Genomic DNA, 24511 nt, shown 5'->3' on the forward strand with positions numbered 1-24511 from the left:
TATTGATTATTAATCTCTATTTATAATTCTAATAAAACCAAGCAGCAATTTCACTATCCAATTTCACAGGTTCAACTTAAAGAATCACAGTGCACCATCCAACGTATACCGAACTTGTCTTCTACTTTGCCAAACCGGGCGCCCCAAAAAGTATCCGCTAGCGGTGTCATTATACGCCCGCCTTGCTTGAGCTTTTCAAAGATGTGTTCCTGAGTCGCGGTATCTTCGGTAACAAGCGAGAGTGCAAGGTTGTTCCCTTCGAGTTCCTTGGCTTTAACACCATCAGACATCATGAGCTTCATGCCGAAGGCTTCGAACTCAGCATGCATAATCCAATCAGGTTGAGCTCCCTCTATTACTTGTGGCGCATCACTAAAAAGTTGTTTCGATAAAACCACACCGCCAAAACACTTATGGTAAAAATCCAACGCTTCATTACAACGGCCATCAAAAAACAAATAAGGGGTTACTGTCAGCATATCTCTCTCCTCTGCTATTTCTTTAAACATAGACAATAGAAGAGAGAATGATAGGTAACATTCTGATTTAAGGTGATTAATTTACTAAGAAGTTGAACTACGAAAGGAAACGGTGAAATTTCGGGATGAAACATAAAGATCTGACTGATTGAAAAAGCATCCCTGCCGCCACAGCGAAGGCAACGTTTTCTGCTCTCCAGATACAACAAAGCCCCGACTTGAGTCGAGGCTTTGTCATTTAAATATGGTACCGGTAGGCGACTTGACTGGGCTTGCATCCAAGCCGACACGCTGGGTTAGGAATTTACAAACGCCCAAAACGACGAAAGGTCGCTATAAAAGCGACCTTTCTATGTTTGGTACCGGTAGGCGGACTTGAACCGCCACGCCCGAAGGCAACGGATTTTGAATCCGTCGTGTATACCAATTTCACCATACCGGCATTATCTTGGGGCATTGCCCTTTCGATGTCTGGCATTATACGTATGCGAACTGATGTGGCAAGTATAAAAACTTGAATTTATGTGTGTTTGCCGATAATTTCGCCACTAAGTCATAAGCTGTGCGTCATGTCTCTTTTCACGCCAAGCCTTAGACTATATTCTGACGCCTAAATTTTTGAAGAAGTAATAACACCATGACATCAACAAACACAATGCCACCAGCAGGAGTAATGCGCCGATTTGGTGCCTTGTTCTATGACGCCCTCATCGTAATCGCTATTGAAATGTTGGCGGCTGGCGTCATTGTCGCTCTGCTGCACGCACTCATGGCGCTTGGCGTTTTTAACCATAGCGGTTATGCCGATGTTAGTGACTTCTTGACGAACCACCCTATCTGGAGCCCTGCATACACTTTCTACTTAGTCGTAGTTTGGGTGTACTTCTTTGTTTTCTTCTGGACAAGAGCAGGCCAAACGCTAGGAATGAGAGCTTGGAAATTGCGTGTTCAAAACAAAGATGGCTCAGCAATTACCGTAACCCAAGCGCTGATTCGCTTAGGAACCTCAGGATTTGGATTAGCAAATCTATGTGTTCCATTCGATCCTCAGAAGCGTGGCTTTCACGATATCTGGGCGAAAACTGAAGTAGTCGTGCTACCACAAGCACGATAGCGCTATTAACTTCGCTACAATCAAGATCAAAAAAGGAAGGCGTTATGCCTTCCTTTTTCTATTTACAGTTTCCGCCTCAAGAGCATTATGGCAATTCCGAGGAACACCACGCTCGGGGCGAGCGCACCAAAGGCCGGTGGTATTTGATAAACCAAACTGACCGGACCAAAGAACTCACTGGATATATAGAAGGTGAAACCTGCAATAACCCCCGAAAGAATCCTTGCCCCCATAGTCACACTTCGTAATGGACCAAAGATAAACGACAATGCCATCAACATCATGACTGCTATCGAGATAGGCTGAGTTATCTTTCTCCATAAAGCGAGTTCATAGCGTGATGCATCTTGCTCCGACGCCTTAAGATAAGAAACATAATCGTACAACCCACTTAAAGACAGCTCTTCAGGCTTAACCGTTACTATCGCAAGCTTATCTGGAGCGAGTGACGTCTTCCATGAGTATGTCGGTAGGCTTTCTTTAGTAATTTGAATCTCATTTTCGAACGACGTGATCTCGACATCGTTCATTGTCCAAACGTTGTCTCCAACGTAATCGACCTCTTCAGAGTATATCGCCGTCTTAAGTGCCTTATTTTCATCAAAGCGCCACATATTCAAACCATATAGCTTTTCATCGTCAATTTTGACAACGAATATAAAGTCGTTGGCATCACGCGCCCATACCCCACTTTGGGTAGAGATAATATTACCACCAGCAATCGATATGGTTCTTAGGTCACGAGCCATCTTCTGTGCTTGAGGTGCACCCCATTGACCAAGAAGAGTCACGACGATCATTAATGGAATAGCGGTTTTGAGTACCGATAGGCCAATATCTAACTTAGAGAAACCCGCCGCCTGCATCACCACCAGTTCAGAACTCGCAGCAAGCATACCCAGCCCAATCAATGCGCCAAGTAACGCGGCCATTGGAAAGAACATTTCGATATCACGAGGAACACTCAATAGTACGAAATACAGCGCTTGCAATAGATCATAGGTACCACGACCAACCTTTCTCAGCTGCTCTACGTACTTGATAATCCCAGAGAGACCAACAAACGTCACCAATACCAGTGACGTCGTTGCGATGATGGTTCTGCCTATATATAAATCGAGAATCTTAAACACGGCTTAAGCTAACCTTTTATTCTTGAATTTTTCTTTCAAACGCCTTACTGGCACGCTATCCATAAAGTTTGCACCAATCGCGACAAATAACAACAACGCATTAATTGGCCACATGCCGACTACCGCTGGGATATTCCCCTCTTCAATCGAAGATTTGGTTGCACTGATTGCTAAGAAATAGGTTAGGTAAATTAAAATTGCTGGGCCAATTTTAGCGAAGCGACCTTGTCGAGGGTTCACCGCAGACAGTGGCACAACAAGCATGGTCAACAATGGAATACAAAGCACCAATGAAATACGCCATTGTAATTCCGCTTTCGCACTGTTTTCTGGATTACCAATCAATTCGAGCGTAGGAATCGCTTCCCAATCTCGACCTTTTTTCTCGACCTCACGCTGACCAATTAAGCCTTCGTACTCTTCAAAATGCGTCACCATATAATCAAGACGTGTCGGAATCCCTTCATGACGAGTACCATCGTACATCACAATCACTTGGCGACCATCGCTGAGCTCTTTTACATCACCCGACTTAGAGAACATCACACTAGGCAATACCGAATCACGTGGGCGCATTTGAGCAACGAACACATTTTCTAACTTATTACCGTCGATATCATCAATGAAAACGACAGAAGAGCCATCAGGCGTACCTTCAAACTTACCTTTTGGCAGCAAATCAACACTGTTTTCTGCAGCCACTTCTTCATACATTTGCTCAACTTTGTCTTGCGACCAAGGAGACAACCAAAATGAGTTGAAGGCAGCAACAGATGCGGTAATCAAAGCCAAATAAAGCGCAGATTGGATAAGGAATTTATTACCAATACCGGTAGCGTTCATTACGACTATTTCACTTTCAGCGTAAAGACGGCCAAAAGTCAGCAAAATACCAATATAGATACTGAGTGGAAGCATCAATAAGCCCATCGCTGGCATATTTAGACCAACAATCGACAATATGAGGCTCGCAGGAATATCACCATCAGAGGCGTCCGCTAAAACACTGATGAATTTTTGGCTGAGAAACACGAGAAAGAGAACAAAAAAGATCGCAAATTGGCTCTTGATTGTCTCGCGGATCAAATATCTAACAATAATCACGCTCAAATTACCTATACAAAACTTGTTTTTTTGATTGAATCACTATAATTTCCCGTTGAACCTTTTATTTTTTTAAATTTTTAGCTAAGTGTTAGCGTTCTTCTTTAAGGTTAGTTCCATTATAGGATCCAACAAGTAAGAACCCATTATCTAACATTTAGTTCGATTTGTCTTCAGGATGTAGGAGTACGCATGGAGTTCAGTGTAAAAAGTGGCAGCCCAGAGAAACAGCGCAGCGCATGTATCGTTGTCGGTGTATTCGAACCGCGCCGCCTTTCTCCAGTAGCCGAGCAATTAGATAAGATTAGCGATGGCTACATTAGTTCACTGCTTCGTCGCGGTGATCTAGAGGGTAAACCTGGCCAGATGCTGCTACTGCATCAAGTACCTGGTGTACTTTCAGAACGTGTTCTACTGGTAGGCTGTGGTAAAGAACGTGAGCTAGGCGAGCGTCAATACAAAGAAATTATCCAAAAAACTATCAGCACACTAAACGAAACAGGTTCTATGGAAGCAGTATGTTTCCTTACAGAGCTTCACGTTAAAGGTCGCGACACTTACTGGAAAGTTCGTCAAGCAGTAGAAGCAACTAAAGATGGTCTTTACACATTCGACCAATTTAAGAGCAACAAACCAGAGACTCGTCGCCCATTGCGTAAATTGGTATTCAACGTACCAACACGTCGCGAGCTAAGCCTTGGCGAAAAAGCGATCTCTCATGGTCTTGCTATTGCTTCAGGTGTGAAAGCATCTAAAGACCTTGGCAACATGCCACCGAATATCGCAAACCCGGCTTACCTAGCTTCTCAAGCTCGTCGTTTAGCTGACGATTATGAGACAGTAAAGACTAAGATCATCGGTGAAGAAGAGATGGAAAAGCTGGGTATGACTTCATACTTAGCAGTAGGCCGTGGCTCTAAGAACGAATCTATGATGTCTATCATGGAATACAAAGGTGCTGCTGACCCAAATGCAAAACCTATCGTTCTAGTGGGTAAAGGTCTTACTTTCGATTCAGGCGGTATCTCACTTAAGCCTGGTGAAGGCATGGATGAGATGAAGTACGACATGTGTGGTGCTGCATCTGTATTCGGTACAATGAAAGCATTGGCGAAACTTAACTTGCCAATCAACGTTGTAGGTATTCTTGCGGGCTGTGAAAACATGCCGGGTAGTAATGCTTACCGTCCAGGTGACATTCTAACAACCATGTCTGGCCAAACAGTTGAAGTACTCAACACTGATGCTGAAGGTCGCTTGGTTCTATGTGATGCTCTAACTTACGTTGAGCGTTTTGAACCTGATTGTGTTGTTGACGTTGCAACACTAACTGGCGCGTGTGTTATTGCTTTAGGCCACCACATCAGTGGCGTTCTATCAAACCACAACCCTCTTTCTCATGAACTTGTTAATGCTTCAGAGCAAGCAAGTGACCGTGCATGGCGTCTACCTATGGCAGACGAGTACCATGAGCAGCTAAACAGCCCGTTTGCTGATATGGCAAACATCGGTGGCCGCCCTGGCGGTACTATCACCGCAGGTTGTTTCCTGTCTAAATTCACCAAAAAGTACCACTGGGCCCACATCGACAGTGCAGGTACAGCGTGGAAGTCAGGCGCAGCGAAAGGCTCGACAGGTCGCCCTGTCTCAATGCTAGTCCAATTCTTATTGAACCGCAGCGGCCATGAGACTGAAGAGCAATCTTCAAAATAATGAAAAGGGCCTACGGGCCCTTTTTTAATAAGCGCTATTTGTTAGATCCTGTTAGCCAAGTAACATTGATATCCACGATTTTCAGTTCGAGTGTTAAGTATGCAGACTGCTACATTTTACATTGTGTCTCCAGACAGCCCGCAAGCCAGCGAAGAAGGTTTTGCTCACTATGTGTTGTTTCTTGCGCAGCATTTTGCAAAACAAGGCGCTAAACTTTATCTCAACTGTAACGATAAAGATCATGCTGAGCGTATCGCTGAAGTTTTTTGGCAGGTAGAGCCTACTGAATTTATCGCGCACAACTTGGTTGGCGAAGGCCCAAAATACTCAACGAATATTGAAATAGGCCATCAAGGTGTCAAACCTAATTGGAACCGCCAATTGGTAATAAATCTGGCCGATAATCATACAACCTTTGCGAACGCCTTTGCTCAGGTGATAGACTTCGTTCCTTGCGAAGAAAAACCTAAGCAACTCGCTCGAGAAAGGTATAAAATTTACCGTCAGGCTGGATATCAGCTACAAACTATCGAGATTCAACATCCATAGTCAAACCTCATAGTTAAAGCTATCTTTGGATTTAGATTCAAGAAGCTTCACTTATGAAGTTTGACCACGATTAACCATTCACAGTATCCGTTTAAGAGCACTATGGAAAAGACATACAACCCAACATCAATCGAACAAGCTCTGTATAAGACTTGGGAAGAGAAAGGCTACTTTAAGCCACACGGTGACACATCAAAAGAAGCTTACAGCATCATGATCCCGCCACCGAACGTCACTGGTAGCCTACACATGGGTCACGCGTTCCAAGATACGATCATGGATACGCTTATCCGTGCTCAACGTATGAAAGGCAAAAATACGCTTTGGCAAGTGGGTACTGACCACGCTGGTATCGCAACTCAAATGGTTGTTGAGCGTAAGATCGCCGCTGAAGAAGGCAAAACAAAACACGACTACGGCCGTGAAGCTTTCATCGACAAGATCTGGGAATGGAAAGGCGAATCAGGCGGCACGATCACTCAACAACTTCGTCGTCTTGGTGCATCTGTAGATTGGGATCGTGAGCGATTCACTATGGATGACGGCCTATCGGCAGCGACTCAAGAAGTATTTGTTCGTCTATACGAAGAAGACCTAATCTACCGTGGTAAGCGTCTAGTAAACTGGGATCCTAAACTGCACACTGCAATTTCTGATCTTGAAGTTGAAAACAAAGACAAAAAAGGTTTCATGTGGCACTTCCGCTACCCACTGGCGAATGGTGTAAAAACAGCTGACGGCAAAGACTACATCGTCGTTGCGACTACGCGTCCTGAAACCATGCTTGGTGATACCGGCGTTGCGGTTAACCCAGAAGATCCTCGCTACAAAGATCTTATCGGTAAAGAAATCCTGCTTCCTATCGTTAACCGTCTTATCCCTATCGTAGGTGATGAGCACGCTGACATGGATAAAGGCACGGGTTGTGTGAAAATCACGCCAGCTCATGACTTTAACGATTACGAAGTGGGCAAGCGCCATAGCCTACCAATGATCAACATCCTAACGTTCAACGGTGATATCCGTGATGCGGCAGAAATCTTCACAACGAACGGTGAAGAGAGCGATGTGTACTCAACAGAACTTCCAGCTAAATACCAAGGTATGGAGCGCTTTGCTGCTCGTCGTGCAACGGTTGCTGAATTTGAAGAGCTAGGCCTACTTGAAGAGATCAAAGATCACGATCTAACCGTTCCTTACGGTGACCGTGGTGGCGTGGTTATCGAACCAATGCTGACTGACCAATGGTACGTGCGTACAGCGCCTCTTGCTGCGCCTGCTGTTAAAGCCGTTGAAGATGGTGAGATCCAATTCGTACCTAAGCAGTACGAAAACATGTACTTCGCGTGGATGCGTGACGTGCAAGACTGGTGTATCTCTCGTCAACTTTGGTGGGGGCACCGTATCCCAGCATGGTACGACAACGATGGTAAAGTTTACGTAGGTCGCACTGAAGAAGAAGTTCGTGAAAAGAACAACCTTTCACCGGTAATTGTTCTTAAGCAAGACAACGACGTTCTTGATACCTGGTTCTCTTCTGCACTTTGGACGTTCGGCACACAAGGCTGGCCTGAAGATACTGAAGCAATGAAAACATTCCACCCATCAGAAGTACTAGTATCTGGTTTTGATATTATCTTCTTCTGGGTTGCTCGTATGATCATGATGACTATGCACTTCGTGAAAGACGAAGATGGCAAGGCTCAAGTACCTTTCAAAACTGTTTACATGACGGGTCTTATCCGTGATGAAAACGGCGACAAGATGTCTAAGTCGAAAGGTAACGTGCTTGACCCAATCGATATGATTGACGGCATCGGCCTTGAAGAGCTAGTAGAGAAGCGTTGTGGCAACATGATGCAACCTAAACTAGCTGCTAAGATCGAAAAAGCTACACGTAAAACTTTCGAAGATGGTATCGAACCATACGGTACTGATGCGTTACGTTTCACTCTTGCTGCTATGGCTTCAACTGGCCGTGACATCAACTGGGACATGAAGCGTCTTGAAGGTTACCGTAACTTCTGTAACAAGCTATGGAACGCAAGCCGTTACGTACTGATGAACACAGAAGAGCACGATTGTGGCATGTCACTGTCTGTTGAAGACCGTGCAAACATGGAATTCTCTCTAGCTGATAAGTGGATTGAATCTCAGTTTGAAGTTGCTGCGAAAGAGTTTAACGCTCACCTAGACAACTACCGTCTAGATATGGCGGCAAACACGCTTTACGAATTCATCTGGAACCAATTCTGTGACTGGTACCTAGAGCTAACTAAACCTGTTCTTTGGAAGGGTACTGAAGCTCAACAACAAGCGACTCGTTACACGCTTATTACGGTTCTTGAGAAGACCCTACGTCTGGCTCACCCTGTTCTTCCTTACATCACTGAATCTATCTGGCAGAGCGTTAAGCCGCTAGTAGACGGCGTTGAAGGCGAGACAATCATGACTCAAGCGCTTCCTCAGTTTAATGAAGCTAACTTCAATGCTGAGATCGTTGACGATATCGAATGGGTTAAGACTTTCATCACTGCTATCCGTAACCTACGTGCGGAATACGACATTGCACCAAGCCAAGGCTTAGAAGTAATGATCAAAGTCGCTGATGAGAAAGATGCCGCTCGTATCGAAGCAAACAAGATCGTTCTTACTTCTCTAGCTAAGCTAGACGATATTAAAGTTCTAGCAGACGGCGAAGCAACTCCGGCTTGTGCAACTAAGTTAGTTGGCAAATCTGAGCTGATGATCCCAATGGCTGGTCTTATCGACAAAGATGCAGAGCTTGCTCGTCTAGATAAAGAAGTAGCGAAGACTCACGGTGAGATTAAGCGTATCGAAGGTAAGCTAGGTAACGAAGGTTTTGTTGCTAAAGCACCAGAAGCGGTTATCGCGAAAGAGCGTGAAAAGCTTGAAGGCTACCAAGAAACTCTTATTAAGCTAGAAGAGCAAAAAGCGACCATCGCAGCTTTATAATCCATGCGATAGTTTTTAAGTAAGAAAAAGGGCAGATAATAATCTGCCCTTTTTATTGTCTAAAATTCGGTGATAATTGTTTGATTAATATAAATTACAATTAGATAACAATGATTTAGGTATTAACACTAACCCTTTTCACTAAACAACTAATGTACGGCCTTCAATGATTCAATCCGTTCACCCAGTTCAGGATGAGAACTGAGCCATGTGGGTAGTTCAGCATGTCCATCAGAATCTTTTCCTAACAATTCAAACATCTCAATCATAGCTTGATTAGAACCATGCAGCTCGATCATCGAATAAGAAGCAAATGAATCCGCCTCTCGCTCTGCATCTTGAGATTGACCATTATTTGCAACAAAAACACCAAGACCAGTAAGGTTATCAATGATCCCAGAGCTTTCACCTGTCAAAGCCGCTACAGTTACTGACAACAGACTTGACCGAACCAATACCTTCATTACATGCTGGTGCTGAACATGTCCTAATTCATGTAACAAGATACTGTCTAGTTGCTCTTCAGTTTTAGTCAATCTAACGAGATCATCGAATACGATGATTGTCCCAGCACTCAGCGCAAAAGCATTGGCGCCAAGCTCTGAAGAACGAAAAACCAACTGTACATCGCCTTCAATACTCATTTTTTGCAACTGCCTTTCAAAGCGCTGTCGAATATGGCGCTGTCGTTCTTCCGACAGCGTGGAGATCTCAAAGAACTGTTCATCTAAAGACTCTAAAACCTGATTTTCAACCAGTCTAGGCACCGAATCAGGTAGATAAGTGACTATTTGATGAGTTAACCATGGGATCCCATGAGTGAACATAGAAATAGTAAGTAACACGAGAACAACACTACTAGCTAAGATAGCCGTGATGTTCTTCTCTAATTTACCTAAGAAATTATGTCTACCTTTGTCTCTCAAATAGGCGTCCAGCTCATCACTTTCCTCCGAGATAAATTGCCATCCATCTGGGAATTTGAGCCTTGTTGGAGCGGATCCAACGCCTCGCATAATTTCAACACGTTCAAAATATGCAGAAACAATAGAGCCATCCACACTCAGGAGTAGTTTATTAGGGTGAGAGATATCTAAAATGGCCTCGCAGCGTTCAGAACTACGAGGCGGGTGTGCAACACCAGAGATCATTTAGCCAATACCAAGATCAACATTAAACGCTTGAGCTATTTCATCGGAAATAGCCGATTCCACATCAGACGGTTGGTCGTTTGCTACTAGTAAATCTAAGTTACCTTGAACATACGTATTCTCCGACAAGTAATTCATCGTTCTTACCATCACCCATGGTCTAGCTAACCCGAGGGTAATCACTTGAAGCAAGAAGTTAGTTAATACTAAAAACATGTAGCTTTTTATCGTTAATGTCGAAGCAAAACTTAACGTTGAATCGGCCTCATTTTCTTTTCCTTCAAGCACTAATTTAGAGAAAGTATAATTTCTAATTTTTACTTGAATGTAAGCAGCAATCGCAATACTCATAACAATGAAAGCAAAGTAATAAGCAACCATCATAGAAGTCAAACTTCCGTTGCTAGCAATTTCGGATAACGACTCAGGGTTGCTGATCATGTTGAAGCCAACGGCACTGAATAAAGCCAAAACGGCAACAATAGAGACAACCAGCCATGCAATCATACTGGTTAAGTATACTTTGAAATAAAAGCCATCTTGGTAATCAGCTTTAAACTGACGATCGCCATAGCGATAACCATTAGAAAAATAATTGGCGATACCGGCAAGTAGCCAGGATTGTAAATAAATATAAGAAGGTATGGATATTAAAATGGCGATACCACCAGCAATCATATTCATTTGCATAGTAAATATTATTGCCATGATTGCCGTAAATACGCCGACACCCACAACAAGACCGCGCCCAAGAATTGCCCAGTAGGCTCCGGAAACAGTACCATGGAAAGAGAAGTGAACATTTCGAAAGCTTGTCATTGCAGAATCAAAACGAGCATTACTGCGAGATAACAATGGTAACAATGCAAAAAAAGCCAGTAATAAAACCAATGCCACCTGAGGGGCAAACTGATTACTGACTCCCCAAGCGACTACACAAATCAACGCAATGATTCGCCCTTTCAATATTTGCATAGGCTTACCATGATATTCAAAGCTATCACTGCCAATAAATGTATTCCCATAAAAGTAACGTTTATTTCGAACTTTCGCCCAAGCCGAATAAATACCGAGAGTGATCACTGATAGTAGAATGTTAACAATCCATATTCCAAAGTACTCTTTCCCTTTCCCACTAAAGTGAACCTTAGTTTCCAATTCTTTGTTTTCCATTTTAACTCCATCTGACGTTCATCATTAAACCATGCGCATCTTGGTGCGCATTAAGGAGATGCACGCTATAGAAACACGCCATGCTAATCAATAATTTGAATGGATAAATCAAAGGGAGTTATCATAATTTTTGCAAATAATAACAAGGAGTTGAATAAGTCTTATTAAGGCATTTATCACTATACAGTTACATTCAACTAGAGATGATTCTCCCCCTAAAATCCTTTGATAGGTTTCATCTATCAAATTAATCTCTCCTTCCCATTAGACTTAATGATAATAATTCTCAATAATAGCTCTATCGAAACAACACAACGACTGAGTAATTATCATGAAAAAGACACTAACCTTTGCTGCATTACATTTTACTATCGCATTTAGTGTCGCTTACGTACTAACAGGCGACATCTTAATTGGCAGCTTAATCGCTATGATTGAGCCCTCTGTGAATACTGTTGCTTTCTATTTTCATGAAAAGGCATGGGCTCAAGTTCCAGCGCTCAAAGCTCGTCAGTGGATGACTAAATTAAAAACAGCAAGCTTCGCGACTATCCACTTTAGTGTTGCCTTTACCGTTGTCTACTTATTGACTGGCGATGCCTTCGTTGGTGGTGTGATGGCAACGTTAGAACCCGCTTTGAATACCGTGGCTTACTACTTCCATGAGAAGGTGTGGTTACGAAAAGCAGAAAGCCAAGCAGCACAACCACAGTTTTGTTTACACCAACATGCTTAACCTAGAGAGTTTACTGTTGACATAGTTGCGATGCGCACTTAAATTGTAGTTGTACATCGCAACCATATTAAGAGGCAACATGACTTCAGCACAACTTAGAGAATTATCACGTCAGCTCGTTCGACAGCTTGGAATGCTCGACAAAGATTGTGGTGATATTGCCCTACCTCCGATTCAAGCTCATACACTGATTGAACTAGAACAGCAGCCATTAACCGTGAATCAATTAGCGGATAAGCTCAATATTGATAAGTCCAACGCCAGTAGAGCAGTCAACAATCTAGCGAAGAACTCGTTAATTCTAACCTCACCACACCCCAACGATAAGCGCAGTGTTGTGGCTTCAGTAACAGAGCAAGGGATAAACACTCTTGCCGAACTTCACCGCCAACAGGATCAATTTTATGACTCGGTACTTGAACGTTTAACGGAAGCGGAAACTCAACAAGTTTCGGGGGGAATGGAGCATTACCTTAAAGCACTGCAACAAAGCCACGCTTCAAGTGATGTGGTGGTTCGTCCCCTACAACAGCAGGACAACACCGTAGTGGCCAATGTGATTCGCCAAGTCTCTTATGAAAACGGGTTAACTGAAGATAAAGGTTATGGTGTAGCTGATCCCACCTTAGAAGACATGTTCAGCGTTTATAACAATGAAAGGTCTCAGTACTGGGTAATTGAACTTGATGGAAAGGTTGTCGGTGGTGGTGGATTTGCACCATTAGCAGGTATGCCAGAAGTCTGTGAACTGCAAAAGATGTACTTCTTGCCAGAAACCAGAGGCAAAGGCTTAGCGAAGAAGCTGGTTAATATGTCGATGGAGAAAGCTAAGGAGGTGGGTTATCAACATATGTATTTAGAAACAACCGAATGTCTTAATGCCGCCGTTAAACTTTACGAAAAATTGGGCTTTGAACACCTTGATTCAGCCTGGGGAGAAACAGGCCATGACGCTTGTGAAGTTGTCATGGCCAAAACGCTATAATGTGTTTTGGAAATAGGGTTAGCGTCGGCAGTTCATTAGATGACAAGCGAGTGAGCAAATTAATTCATTGCGTAACGGGCTAATTAAATAAACGCTAGTTACGCAAAAAGTTACTCACGCAAGAGGCTGGATTCAAGGCGACAAAAGAGCTTTCTTTCTGTCCATCGAGTTCCACTTCTAACAGGTATAAGTGCTTAGGGTTAGGCTTCTCAAGGTTAAATACCATAGGAGCCTCCACCTGAAACACAACGCCGGTATGCTCAGCTCGCACATCTATCGGCATCACGAGCGTCATACCGTTGAACTTAATTGATGCAGAGACTAGCCCTGCTTTTAGTGTCTGATAAATAACATCCACTTTAAACTCACAGCCACCACCGTGGTGCCAGATTTGCTCGGTGACGACTTGCTCAAGCTTCACATTACGAACAAACTGCAAATACGGTGCGTGCCAAATCCCAATACGTGAATCTGATTTAGCAACGGCAGCTGAAGATACAGAGTTATCCATATCCTCTTCAAGCAACAGGCTTTCCTCTTCTTCCAGGAAAAGGATCTCAAAACGATTTCGACCAAGCTGCATATAAGGACGGATGTCTTTACGATATTCGGCTTCGCTGCCATCACAGTCAAACACAGCCACGCCATTGAGTCTTACTTCGGCAAAGTAGTCAACGCCGGCCACAACTAACTCAACAAATGGGCACGCCAACATGGCATCATCCACTTCGATGTCATGCATCAGGTGCCACTCTTGCTCTGCGATTTCCTCTTCACTCAAGTTATCAGGGAGTTTAGAGCTTAACGGAGCAGGAAAGGTAATGTCATCTTGTGGGATTGAGAGATCCGTCAGTGGCGAAATTTGCCAAAGACCATCGAGAGGTAGCCGCATGTCATTCCTTGAGCTAGATCAATTTTGACCGCATTATAATGAATGAATACATATAAAGACATTTATTTTTCTGAGGACAAAAAAATGCCAGCTCAAGGCTGGCATTCTTTAAAACTGGGAGAGATTACTCTTCGTCTTCATCATCTTCGTCAGGGTAGATAGCATCTTCACCTTCGTAGTAAGTGCCCCAACCGTCGTAGATAATGTCAAACTTCTCTGCAAGATTTACAAGCTTTTCAACTTGCTCATCAATCGCTTCTGCGTTCAGAGTACACTGCATCGTTGCATCACAACAAAGTAGCTTGTTGCCATCTTCGTCTTCTGTCTCTTCAGCTTCAAGCACTTCAAAGCCCATTTTGAATGCTTCAACAACGGCTTTCTCAAGTACTGCGAAATCTTCAGCGAATAGGTGATGCTCGATATCGTATAGAGCTTCAGGATCGCTACCATCTTCGATTAGTGCTTCAATGATGTCGCGAGTCTCTCCTTTTTGAAATTCAATTAATTCCGCTACTGATAGATATTCATCTTCGTGAGACATGTGTCTGCTCCAGAGTGTTGACTATGAAAAGATCAAATTTGATTGCCACGAAATATGGCACGGATCGCCTAGAAAAGCCACCTAGATCAGGCGTAGAAGAGTAAGTTTATCGCTAGATAACAGAAGGGATATCAATTAAAAAGTGAAATCAAAATCACAGAAACAAATTTTCAACATATTATTAACCATCGTGTGTTTTAGCATTTCATTTTTATTGTTACTTTTAGTCTTACTCCCGCAAAATTGAGTGGTTAGTCATATCAGATGCATACGGTTGATCACTTGATTGATGCATAAAACCGCACTTAAAAGTAAATAACTGCATAAATTTTGAATGAAAAATCATGTTCACCAAGCAAAGTGGATTATCGAATCACTGAAATTTGAGCATAGAACCGCAAAAAGTTTGTTCCAGAACCCAGCCTTTCGATTGGGTTTTAATATCAAAAATTACAAACAACTCAGCATTTAAAACCAAAAATATCAAAATAACATAACCTTTACACAAGTTTCAAAACTTGCATATTACGAGCAAGCTTGTCATAAATAGACGCTGGATTAATAGTAAGGATGCAAAATGAGTAAGCTGTACGTTGGCTCCGAAGTCGGTCAATTAAGACGAGTTCTCCTAAATAGGCCTGAAAGGGCACTCACCCACCTCACCCCTTCTAACTGTCATGAGCTACTCTTTGATGATGTACTTGCAGTAGAAGCGGCTGGTGAAGAACACGATGCCTTTGCGACGACACTTCGTAACCAAGACGTTGAAGTGTTACTACTGCATGACCTACTGGTTGAGACACTCGCTGTAGCACAAGCTCGTGAGTGGCTGCTTAATACTCAAATCTCTGATTTCCGTTACGGCCCTACATTCGCACGTGATTTAAGAGAGTACCTTGCTCAAATGGACAATGAGCACTTGGCTACGATCCTACTTGGTGGTTTAGCCTACTCTGAGCTTCCTATTAAATCTTCTTCAATGTTACCGAAGATGCACCACCCACTTGATTTCGTTATTGAGCCGCTACCTAACCATCTATTTACCCGTGACACTTCTTGCTGGGTTTATGGAGGCGTCTCTCTTAACCCTATGATGATGCCTGCTCGCCAACGAGAAACGAATCACTTGCGAGCGATATACCGCTGGCACCCTGTATTCGCCGGCCAAGATTTCATTAAGTATTTCGGTGATGAAGATCTTCACTACGACAACGCCAATATTGAAGGTGGAGATGTACTGGTTATCGGTAAAGGCGCTGTTCTTATCGGTATCTCTGAGCGTACTAAGCCACAAGGTGTTGAAAACCTGGCGGCGAGTTTATTCAAATCCGGTCAAGCTAAAGAAGTGATTGCGATTGATTTACCGAAACACCGCTCTTGTATGCACCTTGATACGGTCATGACGCACATGGATATCGACACATTCTCAGTCTATCCAGAGATCGTTCGCAAAGACCTAGATACTTGGCGCTTAACGCCGAAAGAAAATGGCGAAATGCGAGTAGAGAAAGCTGAAAACTACCTAACAGCGATTGAAGGCGCACTGGATCTCGATCAACTGAAGATCATCACAACTGGTGGTGATAACTACGAAGCTGAACGTGAACAGTGGAATGACGCTAACAACGTACTGACGGTGAAACCGGGTACGGTTATCGGTTATGAGCGTAATGTTTACACCAATGAGAAATACGACAAAGCAGGCATCGAAGTTCTGACAATTCCAGGCAATGAACTGGGTCGCGGTCGCGGTGGCGCTCGTTGCATGAGCTGTCCTATCGAAAGAGACGGTATTTAACTCAAGTAGTTCAATAAAGCGAACACATTAACTTATCTAGGCCAGTACCATTGTACTGGCCTTTTTTATCAAATTAATAAAATAAATATTCACAAATATAGCATTTTTATGTTTAACTAGGTTCTTCATTGATTCTATATACCCAAGGAGCGAGAGATGGCATTTAATCTTCGCAATCGTAACTTTCTAAAACTTCTCGACTTTACTCCTAAAGAGATTCAGTTTTTACTCGACCTGTCTGCTGACCTTAAAAAAGCTAAGTATGCAGGTACAGAGCAGAAAAAGCTTAACGGTAAAAACATCGCTTTGATCTTTGAAAAAGCATCAACTCGAACTCGATGTGCCTTTGAGGTAGCTGCTTTTGATCAAGGAGCTCAAGTCTCTTATTTAGGCCCTTCTGGTTCTCAGATTGGTCAGAAAGAATCAATGAAAGATACCGCGCGTGTATTAGGTCGTATGTACGATGGCATCGAATACCGTGGCTTTGGCCAGAGTATTGTCGAAGATCTTGGCGCTTATGCGGGTGTACCGGTTTGGAATGGTCTAACCGATGAGTTCCACCCTACTCAGATCTTGGCTGATTTCCTTACTATGATCGAACATGGTCACGGTAAACATCTGCATCAAATCAGTTTTGCTTACCTAGGCGATGCACGTAACAACATGGGTAACTCTCTGTTAGTGGGTGCAGCTAAAATGGGCATGGATATTCGTCTTGTCGCGCCTAAAGCGTTCTGGCCAGAAGAACAACTTGTGGAAGAGTGCCAAGCTATTGCACAAACTACAGGTGCAAAAATCACGCTGACAGAAGACGTTGCCGAAGGCGTGAAAAGCTGTGATTTCCTTTACACCGATGTTTGGGTTTCTATGGGTGAAGCGCCAGAAGCTTGGGACGAACGTGTGGCTGTAATGACACCTTACCAAGTGAATATGGATGTCATAAAGCTTACAGGTAACCCTCAAGTGAAGTTCATGCATTGCCTGCCGGCTTTCCACAACAATGAAACCGTAATCGGCCAGCAAGTCGCAGACAAATATGGAATGAACGGCTTAGAAGTAACAGACGAAGTGTTTGAGTCTGACTACTCGATTGTGTTTGATGAAGCAGAGAATCGCATGCACACCATCAAAGCGGTAATGGTCGCGACACTTGGCCAATAGAGAATAATGAAAGTAAACAAAAGCTTGATGTAATCGCTTGCGCTCACAAATTGAAAGCGTATAATTCTCGGCAATTTGTCTGAGAGTAGTGAAAATGACGCCAAGCAATGTTGTGATAAAACATAATGATATTGTGAAAACACATAATAAAATTGTGAAAACACCAAATATTGCTCGCAAGCTAGCATGCTTGCCAGGCCGTCTATTCTGCTTTTCAGCACTTTTTTAAAGCCTCCCATTATGGGGGGCTTTTTTATGGCCAATACATTATTGTGGGGAAGAAGATCATGGCGAATTCGCTCTATCAAAAGCACATCATCTCAATTCCAGAGCTTTCTCGTGAAGAGCTAGAATTAATTGTTCAAACGGCAGGTCAACTCAAAGCTGAACCAAACCCAGAACTCATCAAGAACAAAGTTGTTGCAAGCTGCTTCTTCGAACCTTCAACACGAACTCGTCTCTCTTTTGAAACGGCTATTCAACGCATCGGTGGTGATGTGATTGGTTTCGACAGCGGTGGTAACACGTCACTGGCGAAGAAAGGCGAAACACTAGCGGATTCAGTACAGGTTATCTCTTCATACGTTGATGCTTACGTAATGCGCCACCCTCAAGAAGGCGCAGCGCGTCTGGCTTCTGAGTTCTCTAACGGTGTACCCGTGATTAACGCGGGCGACGGTGCAAACCAACATCCAACACAAACGCTATTGGACCTGTTCTCTATTGCCGAAACTCAAGGTCGTTTAGATAACCTTAACGTTGCATTCGTTGGTGACCTTAAGTACGGCCGTACAGTTCACTCGTTGACTCAAGCACTAGCGAAGTTCGACAACATCTGTTTCTACTTCGTTGCTCCAGAAGCGCTGGCGATGCCTGACTATATTTGTGAAGAGCTGGATGAAGCGGGTATCAAGTACCAACTACTGACAGACATGGAAGATGTGATTCCTGAGTTGGATGTTCTGTACATGACTCGAGTTCAGAAAGAACGTTTTGATGAATCGGAATACGCGCACATTAAATCAGCGTACATCCTGACTGCTCCTATGCTGGAAAATGCACGTGATAACCTAAAGGTTCTACATCCTCTGCCTCGCGTTGACGAAATTACAATTGATGTCGATAAAACGCCTTACGCTTACTACTTCCAGCAAGCAGAGAACGGTGTTTACGCGCGTGAAGCATTGCTAGCCCTTGTTCTTAACGAAACGCTGTAGAGGAGAGATATCATGTCTAAAGAGACTCAATTAAAAGTTGAAGCAATCAAAAACGGAACGGTTATCGACCACATCCCAGCCAACATCGGGATCAAGGTACTCAAACTGTTCGACATGCATAACTCTAATCAGCGAGTGACAATTGGCCTAAACCTACCGTCTTCTGCACTAGGTGGAAAAGACCTACTCAAGATTGAGAATGTATTTGTCACCGAAGAACAAGCAAGCAAGCTGGCTCTTTATGCTCCTCATGCAACGGTAAACCAAATCGAAGATTACGAAGTGGTTAAGAAGCTAGCATTGGAACTTCCTGAGCAAATCAACGATGTGTTTGAGTGTCCAAACACCAACTGTATTACTCACAACGAGCCGGTTGAAAGCAGCTTTAAGATCTTTGAAAAGAAAGAAGATATTCGATTGAAGTGTAAGTACTGCGAAAAAGTATTCTCTCGTGAGATCGTGACAGAAAGATAACGTCATACGGCAACGCCGATCGAACGCAAAAACTATTCAATACCTCGCCTGTGCGGGGTATTTTGCTCTTTACCTATCCTAAGTTTGAAGGCACACTGAAAATCGCTTTTTATCTAATAACTGACGGAATAACCAATGACTAAAGTACTTCACACAGAATCTGCTCCAGCTGCAATCGGCCCATACGTACAAGGTGTTGACCTTGGCAACATGGTTCTGACTTCTGGTCAAATCCCAGTAAACCCAGCAACTGGTGAAGTATCTGCTGATATCGCAGAGCAAGCTCGCCAATCTCTAGACAACGTTCAAGCGGTTGTTGAAGCTTCTGGCCTGACTGTAAAAGACATCGTAAAACTAACGGTATTCGTTAAAGACCTAAACGACTTCGGCACAGTAAACGAAGTTTACGGTAAATTCTTTGATGAGCACGGCGTTGCAAACTACCCTGCACGTTCATGTGTTGAAGTAGCACGTCTGCCAAAAGATGTAGGTATCGAAATCGAAGCTATTGCGGTTCGTAAATAGGTTTTAACCTCTAGGTTAAACACCTTCTAATAAACGACTTAGCGTAATGCTGAGTGTTTATCAGAAACAAAAAAGGTTGCCCAATTGGCAACCTTTTTTATTGTCTGTTGTTTTGCTTAGATAATTACTTCTTATTAAGCTCAACCACTTCTTTGTCTAACTCTTCAAGTTTGGCGGCCATTTGCTCACGGGCTAGGTTAGCGAGTTGGCGAACATTAGACTTATCGTAGTCTTCAGTGCTGATTGGTGGCAACATTTCAACAATCACATGACCATTGTTCCAACGGTTCAGCTTCACGCCACCAGTTGAGCTACACACGATAGGAATAATAGGTAAACCAGCACCAATAGCAGCATGGAAAGCACCCGTCTTAAATGGCAACAAGCCACGGCCACGAGAACGAGTGCCTTCAGGGAACATCCATACTGAAACATCACTCTCTTTAAGGCTAGTAACCACTTGATCGATCGTACCTACCGCTTTGCTGCGGTTAGCTCGGTCGATTAGGATATTACCCGTCAGCCAGTACAACTGACCAAAAAGAGGCATCCACGCTAGGCTCTTCTTACCAACAGTAACAACCTTAGGTGTTACCGCTGATGAAATCGTGAATAGATCCCAGCTATTTTGGTGGTTCGCAACATAAACGTGTTGGCCACGAGAGTAAGCATCTTCCGGGATACGAAGTTCTAGTTTCATGCCGAAGATCTTCGACATACGACCGAAATAGCGGCCAAAGGTAAATACGTGCTTCGGATTACGCGGACTAAGTAGACAGTAACCACAACCAAATACAAACATAAGAATCGCAAATATCGCCAATGCGAAAATACGTAATATTGCTATCATTTTGTTCCTCACCAACCGCAAAGCTCATTTATCGACTCACACTAAGGTGTACAACAGAGTCACTAGCGGTAAATACAACTATAAAAAAGCCGAAACCAAGGTTCCGACTTTTGTGTTTTTATCTTACTGATTCATGAACTCACTAACCTAAGTTAGCTCGATTCACGAAATCGCGTAATGTTTGCGCCTAAGGCTGAAAGCTTATCTTCAATCTTATCGTAGCCACGATCGATGTGATAAATACGGTCAACGATGGTTTCACCTTGAGCAATACAACCAGCAATAACAAGGCTCGCAGATGCACGAAGATCCGTTGCCATTACTTGAGCGCCGCTCAATTTTTCGGTTTCACCACAGATAGCGGTATTACCTTCGATCTCAGCTTTTGCACCCATTCGCTGTAATTCAGGAATGTGCATAAAGCGGTTTTCAAAGATAGTCTCAGTGATAACACCACTGCCCTTCGCCATCATGTTAAGCAGAGTAAACTGAGCTTGCATGTCTGTTGGGAAGCCAGGATGAGGTGCTGTTACGATTTTCACCGCTTTTAGCTCACGCTCTGTCATATCAAGACTGATCCAGTCGTCGCCCGTTTCAATCTTCGCACCCGCTTCTTCAAGCTTAGCTAAAGCTGCTTCAAGAAGATGAGCGTTGGTATTACGACAAACAACTTTACCGCCAGAAACCGCAGCCGCTACAAGGAACGTACCTGTTTCAATGCGATCGGCAACCACAGAGTGATGACCACCACCAAGACGCTCAACGCCTTCGATAGTAATCGTGTCTGTACCTGCACCAGAGATCTTAGCACCTAGCTTGTTTAGGAAATCAGCCGTATCAACAATCTCAGGCTCGCGCGCTGAGTTATCTAATACTGTTGTTCCTTCAGCTAATGTTGCTGCACACATGATAGTAATCGTAGCGCCAACGCTTACTTTATCCATCACGATATGCGCGCCTTTCAGACGGCCATCAACACTTGCTTTTACATAACCATCTTCCAATTTAATGGTCGCACCTAGTTGCTCTAGGCCATGGATATGCAAATCAACAGGTCGAGCACCAATAGCACAACCACCAGGAAGTGACACTTGGCCTTCACCAAAGCGAGCAACTAGAGGACCTAAAGCCCAGATAGAAGCACGCATTGTTTTCACTAAATCGTAAGGCGCACAAAATTCATTAATTTCGCTGCCATCAACATGAACACTACCGTTGCGTGATACTTTTGCGCCTAAACGCTTAAGCAATTCCATCGTAGTATCGATGTCACGTAGGTGAGGAACATTACTCACTTCAACCGGCTCTTCAGCAAGGATTGATGCGAATAAAATAGGTAGCGCTGCATTTTTTGCGCCTGAGATCGTCACTTCACCGCTTAACGGCTTATCCGATCCAATAACTCGAAACTTTTCCATCATAAACCTTAAAGTGACATCAGTTTCTTATCACGTTCCCACTCTTCTGGCGTGAAAGCCTTAATAGAAAGAGCATGGATGTCATTGCGTTGAATGTATTCCATTAGTGGGCCGTAGATTAGTTGCTGCTTCTTAACTCGATTCATGCCATCAAAACATGCATCAACCGCAACAACTTCGTAATGACTGCCTTCACCCTTCACGAAAATCTCCTGAAGGTTCAGTGCTTCTGCTAATAATTCTTGTACTTTTGTGCTGTCCACAAATAGCTCCTGCCTAATTTTTTATGTGTTCTGCCATCATTGGCTGGATATTGCTCAATTGGAACAACGTTCGTAATTGTTCTGGCACGAAACTGAGCATTATATGACAGTTTTGATTTTTTGCATGCTCTAATAAGTGAATTAGCATCACCATTCCTGCTGAATCGACTCGATTTATATGGCTAAGGTCAATTTCAACGTCTGATTCCGTCGTTTGCCACTTTTCCAATATACGCCAGATTGCAGGAACACTGTCTCGGTCGATATCACCGAGCAGCTGATACTCTTTAGAGCTTAGTGCTTGCCATTGAGAATGGCTCATTATTTGTTACTCTCGAAACGAATCGGTTGTGCAGCCAGTTTTTCTAGTTCGTCGGCAACTTGTAAGATGCCTTCTTGACGAATCTTAGTATTCCACTCTGACTGCTTACTTGAAAGCAAGCTAATGCCTTCAGCAACCATATCAAATGCTTTCCACTCGCCCGACTTCTTGTCTTTGCGCAGCTTAAATTCAAGTTTGATGTTAGGTCGCGGCGAATCAATGATATCTACCTTGATGCTGGTAATACGGCTATCCGCTTTGATTTTTGGTTCAGGTCCAAATTGAATTGTCTGATCCGAGTACTGAGTCAGTACTTGAGCGTAAGAAGAAACGAGGTATTTACGGAATGCATCAATAAATACGCGTACGTCTTTTCTGTCCGCGCCTTTCAGGTTAGGCCCTAATAACTTAAGTGCCGCATATTGAGCGTTCACATAAGGCATCAATTCTTCTTCTACAATAACCTTCAATAATTCAGGATCATTGTGGATGTTCTCTTGTTCGTTCTTCAAACGTTCAAAAGACACTTCGGCAACTTGAGTCATCATCTGATAAGGCTGAGTGCGATCAATCGATTCTTCAGCAAGAACTTGAGTCGACATCAGCAAAGCAACCGCTGTTATAAACCATTTTTTCAATAGGCTATTCGTCTTTAACATGAGACTACTCCTTAGCTTCATTATCATCAGAACCGCCAACGCTATACAGCACCTGGCCAATCAAATCTTCGAGCACTAATGCTGATTTGGTGTCTTCAATCGAGTCACCATCTACCAACATCTCTTCATCTTCAAAAATGAAGCCAGGAACAAGACTGATGTATTGCTCACCAATTAAACCAGACGTTAAGATTTGAGCACTAGAGGTATCAGGAAATTGTGAGTACTTCGCATCAATAGACAGTTCAACCACAGGGAGATAGCTTTCAGTATCAAGCTGAATGCTCTGAACTCGGCCAACAACCACGCCACCCACCTTTACCGGAGAGCGAACTTTCAGGCTGCCAATGTTGTCAAAGGTCGCTTTTAAGTTGTAAGTATGGTTTGAACCTAGACCTTTTACGTCAGCGACTTGAAAGATCATGATTAAGATTGCGCAAATTCCGGCAATAACAAAGGTGCCGACCCATAATTCTAATTTTCGAGTTTGTTGCATGATTAATTCCCAAACATCAATGCGGTAAGAACAAAATCTAGCCCTAATACCGCTAGAGAAGAGTGCACTACTGTGCGTGTGGTTGCCTGACTAATACCTTCAGAGGTCGGTACCGCATCATAACCATTGAAAAGCGCGATCCACGTTACGGTGATAGCGAAGACCATACATTTGATCATGCTGTTGCCAATATCTCGGCCCAGCTCAACAGAAGACTGCATCGCAGACCAGAAACTACCGTGGTCGATGCCTTTCCAATCAACACCCACGAGTTGGCCGCCCCAGATACCTACCGCCATAAAGATCATAGCAAGCAAAGGCATTGAGATAAGCCCGGCCCAAAGTCGTGGTGCAATAATGCGTTTAAGAGGATCGACCGCCATCATTTCAAGGCTAGAGATCTGCTCCGTCGCCTTCATTAAGCCAATTTCCGCAGTCAATGCTGAACCAGCACGTCCGGCAAATAAAAGCGCTGTGACCACAGGGCCGAGTTCACGAAGCAACGACAACGCGACCATTTGACCAAGATTACCCTCAGCGCCGTAATCAATTAATACGACATAACCTTGTAGGCTGAGTACCATGCCGATGAATAGACCCGAAACTAAAATAATAGCCAATGACTGAACGCCAACGCTATAAAGTTGTTTAACTAATAAAGGGAAGTTTTTTAGTTTCGGGATGCCAAACAAAGCGCCAAATAACATCAGGCTTGCTCGACCAAATGACTCACAGATCGCAAGTGTTCGTTTGCCGACACCCGCAATAGTTTTCGCAATCAT

Annotated in this window: 25 protein-coding genes and 1 tRNA gene; 11 read left to right on the forward strand and 15 right to left on the reverse strand. The window is 43.5% G+C overall.

The features are described from left to right. Positions 1–71: 71 nt before the first annotated feature. Positions 72–479, reverse strand: a complete 408-nt coding sequence (locus tag QUF19_RS14930) for a VOC family protein (protein ID WP_029223348.1) — start codon at positions 477–479, stop codon at positions 72–74. Positions 480–836: 357 nt separating this feature from the next. After that, positions 837–921, reverse strand: a tRNA-Leu gene (locus tag QUF19_RS14935). A gap of 195 nt (positions 922–1116) precedes the next feature. Between QUF19_RS14935 and QUF19_RS14940 the strand changes: the two genes are divergently transcribed. Next, entirely contained in the window at positions 1117–1593 is a 477-nt protein-coding gene (locus QUF19_RS14940; RefSeq protein ID WP_017107789.1) for an RDD family protein, read from the forward strand. 62 nt (positions 1594–1655) lie between these two features. On the opposite strand, the gene lptG is transcribed toward QUF19_RS14940, so the two are convergent. Then, positions 1656–2726 (reverse strand): LPS export ABC transporter permease LptG, encoded by a 1071-nt coding sequence (gene lptG, locus QUF19_RS14945; protein WP_004735337.1) that lies wholly within the window; start codon positions 2724–2726, stop codon positions 1656–1658. A 3-nt stretch (positions 2727–2729) separates the two neighbouring features. Further along, the gene (lptF, locus tag QUF19_RS14950; protein WP_286294786.1) at positions 2730–3830 is read right to left on the reverse strand and encodes an LPS export ABC transporter permease LptF; all 1101 of its coding nucleotides are present in this window, start codon (positions 3828–3830) and stop codon (positions 2730–2732) included. 192 nt (positions 3831–4022) lie between these two features. Here lptF and pepA point away from each other — a divergent pair, with 192 nt between their 5' ends. The 3 genes from pepA (at position 4023) to QUF19_RS14965 (ending at position 9068) form a co-directional block, all read left to right on the forward strand. After that, the gene (pepA, locus tag QUF19_RS14955; protein WP_065104169.1) at positions 4023–5543 is read left to right on the forward strand and encodes a leucyl aminopeptidase; all 1521 of its coding nucleotides are present in this window, start codon (positions 4023–4025) and stop codon (positions 5541–5543) included. A gap of 99 nt (positions 5544–5642) precedes the next feature. Continuing rightward, positions 5643–6092 (forward strand): DNA polymerase III subunit chi, encoded by a 450-nt coding sequence (locus tag QUF19_RS14960; protein WP_017107785.1) that lies wholly within the window; start codon positions 5643–5645, stop codon positions 6090–6092. 102 nt (positions 6093–6194) lie between these two features. Next, complete coding sequence (locus QUF19_RS14965; RefSeq protein WP_286294787.1) at positions 6195–9068, forward strand: valine--tRNA ligase; 2874 nt, start codon at positions 6195–6197, stop codon at positions 9066–9068. 149 nt (positions 9069–9217) lie between these two features. On the opposite strand, the gene QUF19_RS14970 is transcribed toward QUF19_RS14965, so the two are convergent. Continuing rightward, a complete protein-coding gene (locus tag QUF19_RS14970) occupies positions 9218–10219 on the reverse strand; it encodes a M48 family metallopeptidase (protein ID WP_286294788.1) in 1002 nt (333 codons plus the stop codon). Beyond that, complete coding sequence (locus tag QUF19_RS14975; protein WP_286294789.1) at positions 10220–11392, reverse strand: YjgN family protein; 1173 nt, start codon at positions 11390–11392, stop codon at positions 10220–10222. Between the two features lie 331 nt (positions 11393–11723). Between QUF19_RS14975 and QUF19_RS14980 the strand changes: the two genes are divergently transcribed. Together QUF19_RS14980 and QUF19_RS14985 are read left to right on the forward strand one after the other, a co-directional pair. Beyond that, the gene (locus QUF19_RS14980; protein ID WP_192889449.1) at positions 11724–12128 is read left to right on the forward strand and encodes a DUF2061 domain-containing protein; all 405 of its coding nucleotides are present in this window, start codon (positions 11724–11726) and stop codon (positions 12126–12128) included. A gap of 79 nt (positions 12129–12207) precedes the next feature. After that, positions 12208–13113 (forward strand): bifunctional helix-turn-helix transcriptional regulator/GNAT family N-acetyltransferase, encoded by a 906-nt coding sequence (locus QUF19_RS14985; RefSeq protein WP_286294790.1) that lies wholly within the window; start codon positions 12208–12210, stop codon positions 13111–13113. Positions 13114–13207: 94 nt separating this feature from the next. On the opposite strand, the gene QUF19_RS14990 is transcribed toward QUF19_RS14985, so the two are convergent. Beyond that, positions 13208–14005, reverse strand: coding sequence for a glycosyl hydrolase 2 galactose-binding domain-containing protein (locus tag QUF19_RS14990; RefSeq protein ID WP_286294791.1), 798 nt, complete (start codon positions 14003–14005; stop codon positions 13208–13210). Positions 14006–14129: 124 nt separating this feature from the next. Then, entirely contained in the window at positions 14130–14546 is a 417-nt protein-coding gene (gene rraB, locus QUF19_RS14995; protein WP_004735324.1) for a ribonuclease E inhibitor RraB, read from the reverse strand. A 577-nt stretch (positions 14547–15123) separates the two neighbouring features. On the opposite strand from rraB, the gene arcA reads away from it, so the two are divergent. The 5 genes from arcA (at position 15124) to QUF19_RS15020 (ending at position 19721) form a co-directional block, all read left to right on the forward strand. Further along, on the forward strand, positions 15124–16344 hold the full coding sequence (arcA, locus tag QUF19_RS15000) for an arginine deiminase (protein ID WP_286294793.1): 1221 nt from the start codon (positions 15124–15126) through the stop codon (positions 16342–16344). A gap of 156 nt (positions 16345–16500) precedes the next feature. Further along, on the forward strand, positions 16501–17505 hold the full coding sequence (locus QUF19_RS15005; RefSeq protein WP_286294794.1) for an ornithine carbamoyltransferase: 1005 nt from the start codon (positions 16501–16503) through the stop codon (positions 17503–17505). Positions 17506–17792: 287 nt separating this feature from the next. Continuing rightward, positions 17793–18722, forward strand: coding sequence for an aspartate carbamoyltransferase (gene pyrB, locus QUF19_RS15010; RefSeq protein ID WP_009847728.1), 930 nt, complete (start codon positions 17793–17795; stop codon positions 18720–18722). A 12-nt stretch (positions 18723–18734) separates the two neighbouring features. Next, on the forward strand, positions 18735–19196 hold the full coding sequence (gene pyrI, locus QUF19_RS15015) for an aspartate carbamoyltransferase regulatory subunit (protein WP_102438168.1): 462 nt from the start codon (positions 18735–18737) through the stop codon (positions 19194–19196). A gap of 135 nt (positions 19197–19331) precedes the next feature. Next, positions 19332–19721 (forward strand): RidA family protein, encoded by a 390-nt coding sequence (locus QUF19_RS15020; RefSeq protein WP_004735319.1) that lies wholly within the window; start codon positions 19332–19334, stop codon positions 19719–19721. 124 nt (positions 19722–19845) lie between these two features. Here the strand turns inward: QUF19_RS15020 and QUF19_RS15025 are convergent, their stop codons facing one another. From QUF19_RS15025 to mlaE, 7 genes are all read right to left on the reverse strand, one after another. After that, positions 19846–20571: a 1-acylglycerol-3-phosphate O-acyltransferase gene (locus tag QUF19_RS15025; RefSeq protein WP_102438164.1), complete on the reverse strand. Its 726-nt coding sequence runs from the start codon at positions 20569–20571 to the stop codon at positions 19846–19848. 152 nt (positions 20572–20723) lie between these two features. Next, positions 20724–21989: a UDP-N-acetylglucosamine 1-carboxyvinyltransferase gene (gene murA, locus QUF19_RS15030; protein ID WP_102438162.1), complete on the reverse strand. Its 1266-nt coding sequence runs from the start codon at positions 21987–21989 to the stop codon at positions 20724–20726. Positions 21990–21997: 8 nt separating this feature from the next. Further along, positions 21998–22252 (reverse strand): BolA family iron metabolism protein IbaG, encoded by a 255-nt coding sequence (gene ibaG, locus QUF19_RS15035; protein WP_010435028.1) that lies wholly within the window; start codon positions 22250–22252, stop codon positions 21998–22000. A 13-nt stretch (positions 22253–22265) separates the two neighbouring features. After that, positions 22266–22574 (reverse strand): STAS domain-containing protein, encoded by a 309-nt coding sequence (locus QUF19_RS15040; protein ID WP_102438160.1) that lies wholly within the window; start codon positions 22572–22574, stop codon positions 22266–22268. Continuing rightward, positions 22574–23176, reverse strand: coding sequence for an MlaC/ttg2D family ABC transporter substrate-binding protein (locus QUF19_RS15045; RefSeq protein WP_286298903.1), 603 nt, complete (start codon positions 23174–23176; stop codon positions 22574–22576). The genes QUF19_RS15040 and QUF19_RS15045 overlap by 1 nt, the downstream gene beginning before the upstream one ends. A 61-nt stretch (positions 23177–23237) precedes the next feature. Then, positions 23238–23729 (reverse strand): outer membrane lipid asymmetry maintenance protein MlaD, encoded by a 492-nt coding sequence (gene mlaD, locus QUF19_RS15050; protein ID WP_065104177.1) that lies wholly within the window; start codon positions 23727–23729, stop codon positions 23238–23240. Between the two features lie 2 nt (positions 23730–23731). After that, positions 23732–24511, reverse strand: coding sequence for a lipid asymmetry maintenance ABC transporter permease subunit MlaE (mlaE, locus tag QUF19_RS15055; protein WP_102438156.1), 780 nt, complete (start codon positions 24509–24511; stop codon positions 23732–23734).

The sequence above is a fragment of the Vibrio sp. FE10 genome (genome assembly GCF_030297155.1).
Classification (GTDB): Bacteria; Pseudomonadota; Gammaproteobacteria; order Enterobacterales; family Vibrionaceae; genus Vibrio; species Vibrio apostichopi.